Here is a 5,290-nt window from a genome sequence, read left to right as displayed (position 1 = left end):
CAATATAAATACAAAAAAGAAGGTGACTCTAAACAAGTTAAGATAAAGGATAGAGCGAGTATTTCTGAAAGACCTAGCAGTGCTAATAGAAAAAATCTTTATCACTTTGAAGGTGACACTATTGTTGGTAAAGACCATAAAAGTGCTATTGTAACAATGGTCGATAGAGCTAGCAGATTTACTATTTTAGCCAAGTCTATAGATAGAACAGCTAATTCAATCAATAGAATATTGTACAAAGTATCTAATGGTCATAAAATATTAACAGCTACATTTGATAATGGTAAAGAGTTTGCTAAACATAAGAAGCTAACTAGCAAGACTGGCATCAAAGTATTCTTTGCTGATCCATACAGTCCTTGGCAAAGAGGTACTAATGAAAACATGAATAGGTATATCAGACAATTTATACCTAAAGGTACTAACTTTAACAATATATCTCATCAATACATTAGAAAGTTACAGATAGACTTGAATAATAGACCTAAGAAATGTTTAAATTACTTGACACCTAATGAAGTACATTTTGGTATCTCTATAAACATTGAGAATACAATCTAGCTTTTAAAAGCTTAATAGAAAATTATTTTTCAGATCTGTGCACTTCACGCACTATATATAGAGGTCGATGCTTTGTTTCGATAAATATTCTACCGATATAGCTTCCTAACATTCCTATACCAATCATCTGTAATCCACTAAAGAATAAAATAAATGTCACTAGTGAAGGGTAGCCTGGGACATCGGCTCCGAATACTAATGATTTGATGATTATTATAGAGCCATATACAAAACTCATAAAAGCAACAAAAACACCAATATAAGACCATATCTCTAATGGTGCACGGCTAAAACTTGTAATACCATCTATAGAAAACTTAAATAGCTTCCAGTAGTTCCATTTAGTCTGTCCAGCTACTCTTTCTTCTCTAGCATGGTAAACGATTTTCTCTTTGAAGCCTATCCATGTAAGAAGACCTTTGTTAAAACGTACTTTTTCTTTAAGCTCAAGAAAAGCGTTAATAGCAGCTCTATTTAACAGTCTATAGTCTCCGGCATTAGGAGTAAGTTTAGTTTCACTAACTTTATTCATCACTGTGTAGAAAAGTCCAGCAGTGTGCTTCTTCGTTGAAGTATCGGTGTCACGATTTTCTCTAACCGCAGTTACAACTTCATAGCCATTTAGCCAATGCTCAACCATCTCTAGAATAAGTTCAGGTGGATCTTGAAGGTCAGCATCAATAGAAATGGCTGCATCACCTTTGCAGTTAGCAAAACCAGCAAATAATGCGGCTTCTTTACCAAAATTACGGGATAAGTCAACGATAGCAATTTCTGGAATGCTCTTTTGTTTTTCTAGTAGAAGATCTAAAGTATTATCGTTACTACCATCGTTTATAAATACTAGTTCATACTTGGTTGGTAGTTGCTCTAGAATTGGCATCAATCTATTAAAAAGATGATCAATACCTTTAGATTCATCTTTTACAGGTATAATTATACTTGCTAGTTTATTTTTGTTGTCCATATACTCAATCTATATTTACTAAGCTTATACTTTATTTTAAATATATTAATAGATTTGAGCAACTTATATTTGATGGCTATGAGAATGTTAATCTATGATTGTGAATATTAATCCAAAGATTTTCGATTTTGGTATAATTACAGTCAATGTTAGTACAAATCTATAAATATGGTCTATAAATATAGCAGAGTTGCAATTATTGGTAAGCATTATAAAAAAGAAGTAAGTCAAACAGTTGAGGTTTTGTATGCTTATTTGCAACAGCCAAATCTAGATGTGGTGGTAGAGGATGAAACGGCTTCTGATATCACATTAGAAAATATTGCAACAGCAAGTTTAAAAGAAATAGCTTTGATATGTGATGTAGCTATCGTTGTTGGTGGAGATGGTAATTTTCTTAAGGCTTCTAGAGTTTTAGCATTGTATAGTAATATACCTGTTATTGGCGTAAATAAAGGTAAGCTTGGGTTTTTGACAACTCTTGCTGCAGATAATAATGCCTTAAGAAGGGACCTTGATGCTATATTGAAAGGAGACAGCTCAGTTACCAAAATGAGTATGTTGAAATGTCGCGTTGATGATAATTTACGAGCACCTCTTGAGGCTTCTATCGCATTAAATGAAATTGCGATAACGTCTAGTAGGGGATTAATGTTTGGCTTAAAAGTCTACATAGATGGTAGATATGCTTTTGATCAAAGAGGTGATGGGTTGATTGTGGCAACACCAACAGGCTCAACAGCACATGCAATGTCAGCTGGCGGACCTATTTTGAATCCTAATCAAAGCAGTGTGGTTTTGGTACCAGTATGTTCACACTCATTAAATAGTAGACCTTTGGTCATCTCAGATACGAGTGTTATAGATATTTATATAACAGATTACAATGATCCTGAACCTGTTTTGAGTATTGATGGTAGGCATGATACTATGCTAAGGTCTCACCAGAAAGTAACTATTCAAAAAGCACAGAAAAAAGTCACTGTCTTGCATACAAAAGATTATAATTATTATGACACTCTAAGAGAAAAGTTGGGTTGGAGTAAAGTTTTATTCTAAAAAAGCTCAATTAATATAATTACTACAAAAACAGTTATAAAAATTGCAGATATTAACTCAATTTTTTTGATATTTCTAAAAAATACTTGTCTAAGCTTATTATTGCCAAAAAAAGTAGCAACAATAGCAAACCAAATAAAGGTGCTAAGTGCTATAGCAAACCAAATAGCAATTTTACCAAAACTTGGAAGTTGTGCAACTAGACTAAGCATTGAGCTGAAAAAAATTAATACTTTAGCATTGGCTAGGTTTGTGAAAGCACCATTTAAAAATAGTTTAATATTAGCAGGCTTATCAAAGCTATCGAGATTTTTTATATGCTCGTTAGCATTAGGGTTAAGTTGCTTTTTTGTAAAAATATTTTTATATAAGTTATATGCAATGTAGGCAAGATAAATGACACCTAGAAGTATTAGTGCTTTGAATAGTAATGGTTGTTGGTGGAGCAAAAAAGAACCAAACCAGTAGACTATAAATGTGTTTAAAAGAATCCCGCTTGCAACACCAAATGCAGTATAAATGCCTGATCTATGTCCAAATTTAATAGAATTACTTATAGTTACAAAGAAGTCTGGACCTGGTAGTACGAGGCAACTGATTTGTAAAGCTAGAATAGTTAAAAAGATTAGCACTGTTATACTCTTATTTTTGTTTGACTTGCGATAGAATAGTAGTAATAAAATTGCAATAAATCTAGAAAAATGAGTGATAATTCTAAAGAAAATTTACGCCAGATAAAAAGTTATGTCCAAAGAGCGGGCAGAGTGACCAAAAAACAGCAACAAGCTCTCGATGATTATGCATCTAAATATATGATTGAATATGATCAAAATAAAAGTTTAGACTTTTCTGAAATTTTCAAAAATTCTAATGATGTAGTATTAGAGATAGGTTTTGGAATGGGTGGGTCATTGGTACAAATGGCTTTAGAAAATCCTACTAAAAATTATTTAGGGATTGAAGTTCATAAAGCTGGAGTTGGTAATATTCTATATGAAATCGAACATCAAAATATTTCTAATCTTTTAGTGATGAGTCATGATGCCGTAGAAATATTAGAAAATATGATATCTGATAGTTCTTTGTCAGGAATGCAGATATATTTTCCAGATCCATGGCATAAGAAAAAGCATAATAAACGTAGATTAGTGAATCAATCAAATGTTGACTTATTTGCTAAAAAACTTAAAGTAGGTGGGGTATTTCATTATGCTAGTGATTGGTTGCCATATGCAGAGGAAGTATTAGAACTTCTTGAAAATGATAATAAATACAAAAATCTATATGATGGATTCGCACCGCGACCAGAATGGCGACCTTTGACAAAATTTGAGAAACGAGGTCAGAATCTCGATCATTCAATATCAGATATTCTTTTTGAAAAGATTTAGGGATAAAAAGTGAAAACAGCTAGATATAAAAGAGGGTTCATAAAAGCCAGTGAATATAATAGTAAACTCCATTTTGATAATATTTTTTGTCCAGATTGCGGCAAAGCTAAACTAAAAATAGTACGTAAAGCTGATCAAGAAACATATTTTGCTTTTATGACAGATCAACAGCATGATGAGCTTTGTCCAAGGGTTGCCAAACCAATTCAGGATGAAAAAATCAAAGAATTAGTTTTAAGTGATTCAAAAAAAGATATGAGTAAGTTGAATTTTCTAGTAAACAAGAACTTAGAAAAATGTATAAATCTTGTTACTAAGCTAGAGAATAATGGTGAGCTTTCTAAAGAAAAAGAGCTTAATCTAATGCCACAAAAGAAGCAGCAACTTACTGAAAATCGTATTAGAGAGTATGCTAGACAAGATATTTTAACTATTAATATTCTTGATTTAAATTTCATTGATACTCATGTGCTTAATAATAAATATTGTCTAATTTATGGTATTGCAGGAATTACGCTTTCTGATATTGGAGAGAGTAAAAAGCTATTTTTTAAAGCAGATCAGGATTCTAGATTTTCGATATTTGTGGTACCTAGTCAGATTAAGTATCTTGATTTTGGAAAAGGTAAAAGAGCTAAATTTGCTGTATTTGGTAAATTTAAAAAAGTTGGCAAGTTTATAAATTTAGAAATTCGTTCAACACGTGATCTAGTTATCAAAGATTAGTATATGCACGTAAAAATTAGGTATGAAAATTTAAAGGATCAAGAGCAGATATATAAGCTAATATCTGAAGCATTCGATACCGGTGATGAGGAGAGGTTGGTTAGGCTGTTACATACAGATCATCAAAGTTTAATATCTTTGGTTGCTGAGACAGATGAAGGTAACATAATAGGCCAAGTAATTCTCTCGAAAATGACAGCTGAAGAAACTGATGAGCTTAAAATATATGGATTAGCTCCAATGTCTGTAGCACCTAAATATCAACATAAAGGAATAGGTACTAAGCTTATTGAAATGATGATAAAAGAAGCTAAGAAAAATAATATTGATGCAATATTTGTTTTGGGGCATCCTAGTTATTATCCGAAGTTTGGCTTTAAAGCGACCATAGAGTACAAAATAAAATGTGAGTATGATGTCCCAGAAGATGTTTTTATGGTGCTAGATATCTGCTAGATTGTATTCTCAATGTTTATAGAGATACCAAAATGTACTTCATTAGGTGTCAAGTAATTTAAACATTTCTTAGGTCTATTATTCAAGTCTATCTGTAACTTTCTAATGTATTGATGAGATATATTGTTAA

At 31.8% G+C, this 5,290-nt stretch carries 6 protein-coding genes and 2 pseudogenes; 5 read left to right on the top strand and 3 right to left on the bottom strand.

Features of this window, described 5'->3' with window-relative positions; genetic code table 11:
- Positions 1-561 (top strand): IS30 family transposase (locus tag F8C69_RS08905; protein ID WP_159183759.1); only part of this gene is annotated, 561 nt, incomplete at its 5' end.
- Between the two features lie 22 nt (positions 562-583).
- On the opposite strand, the gene F8C69_RS08900 is transcribed toward F8C69_RS08905, so the two are convergent.
- Complete coding sequence (locus F8C69_RS08900; protein ID WP_159184927.1) at positions 584-1,528, bottom strand: glycosyltransferase family 2 protein; 945 nt, start codon at positions 1,526-1,528, stop codon at positions 584-586.
- Positions 1,529-1,696: 168 nt separating this feature from the next.
- Between F8C69_RS08900 and F8C69_RS08895 the strand changes: the two genes are divergently transcribed.
- Positions 1,697-2,587 (top strand): NAD(+)/NADH kinase, encoded by an 891-nt coding sequence (locus tag F8C69_RS08895; protein WP_159184926.1) that lies wholly within the window; start codon positions 1,697-1,699, stop codon positions 2,585-2,587.
- On the opposite strand, the gene F8C69_RS08890 is transcribed toward F8C69_RS08895, so the two are convergent.
- Complete coding sequence (locus F8C69_RS08890) at positions 2,584-3,219, bottom strand: LysE family translocator (RefSeq protein WP_159184925.1); 636 nt, start codon at positions 3,217-3,219, stop codon at positions 2,584-2,586. The genes F8C69_RS08895 and F8C69_RS08890 overlap by 4 nt on opposite strands.
- Before the next feature lie 69 nt (positions 3,220-3,288).
- Here F8C69_RS08890 and trmB point away from each other — a divergent pair, with 69 nt between their 5' ends.
- From trmB to F8C69_RS08875, 3 genes and pseudogenes are all read left to right on the top strand, one after another.
- Complete coding sequence (gene trmB, locus F8C69_RS08885; protein ID WP_159184924.1) at positions 3,289-3,978, top strand: tRNA (guanosine(46)-N7)-methyltransferase TrmB; 690 nt, start codon at positions 3,289-3,291, stop codon at positions 3,976-3,978.
- 9 nt (positions 3,979-3,987) lie between these two features.
- A complete protein-coding gene (locus F8C69_RS08880; RefSeq protein WP_159184923.1) occupies positions 3,988-4,704 on the top strand; it encodes a hypothetical protein in 717 nt (238 codons plus the stop codon).
- Positions 4,705-4,707: 3 nt separating this feature from the next.
- Positions 4,708-5,154 (top strand): annotated as a pseudogene (locus F8C69_RS08875) (GNAT family N-acetyltransferase); the annotation flags it as partial.
- Between the two features lie 2 nt (positions 5,155-5,156).
- Here F8C69_RS08875 and F8C69_RS11520 read toward each other — a convergent pair.
- Positions 5,157-5,290 (bottom strand): annotated as a pseudogene (locus F8C69_RS11520) (IS30 family transposase); the annotation flags it as partial.

Source organism: Francisella noatunensis subsp. noatunensis, from assembly GCF_009823375.1.
Lineage (GTDB): Bacteria > Pseudomonadota > Gammaproteobacteria > Francisellales > Francisellaceae > Francisella > Francisella noatunensis.
This window is presented reverse-complemented; position numbering and strand designations above follow the sequence as displayed.

Bases quoted from the DNA above. Each gene is read 5' to 3' on its own strand.
- F8C69_RS08900 (WP_159184927.1), bottom strand. From the start codon at position 1,528: ATGGACAACAAAAATAAACTAGCAAGTATAATTATACCTGTAAAAGAT.
- F8C69_RS08895 (WP_159184926.1), top strand. From the start codon at position 1,697: ATGGTCTATAAATATAGCAGAGTTGCAATTATTGGTAAGCATTATAAA.
- trmB (WP_159184924.1), top strand. From the start codon at position 3,289: ATGAGTGATAATTCTAAAGAAAATTTACGCCAGATAAAAAGTTATGTC.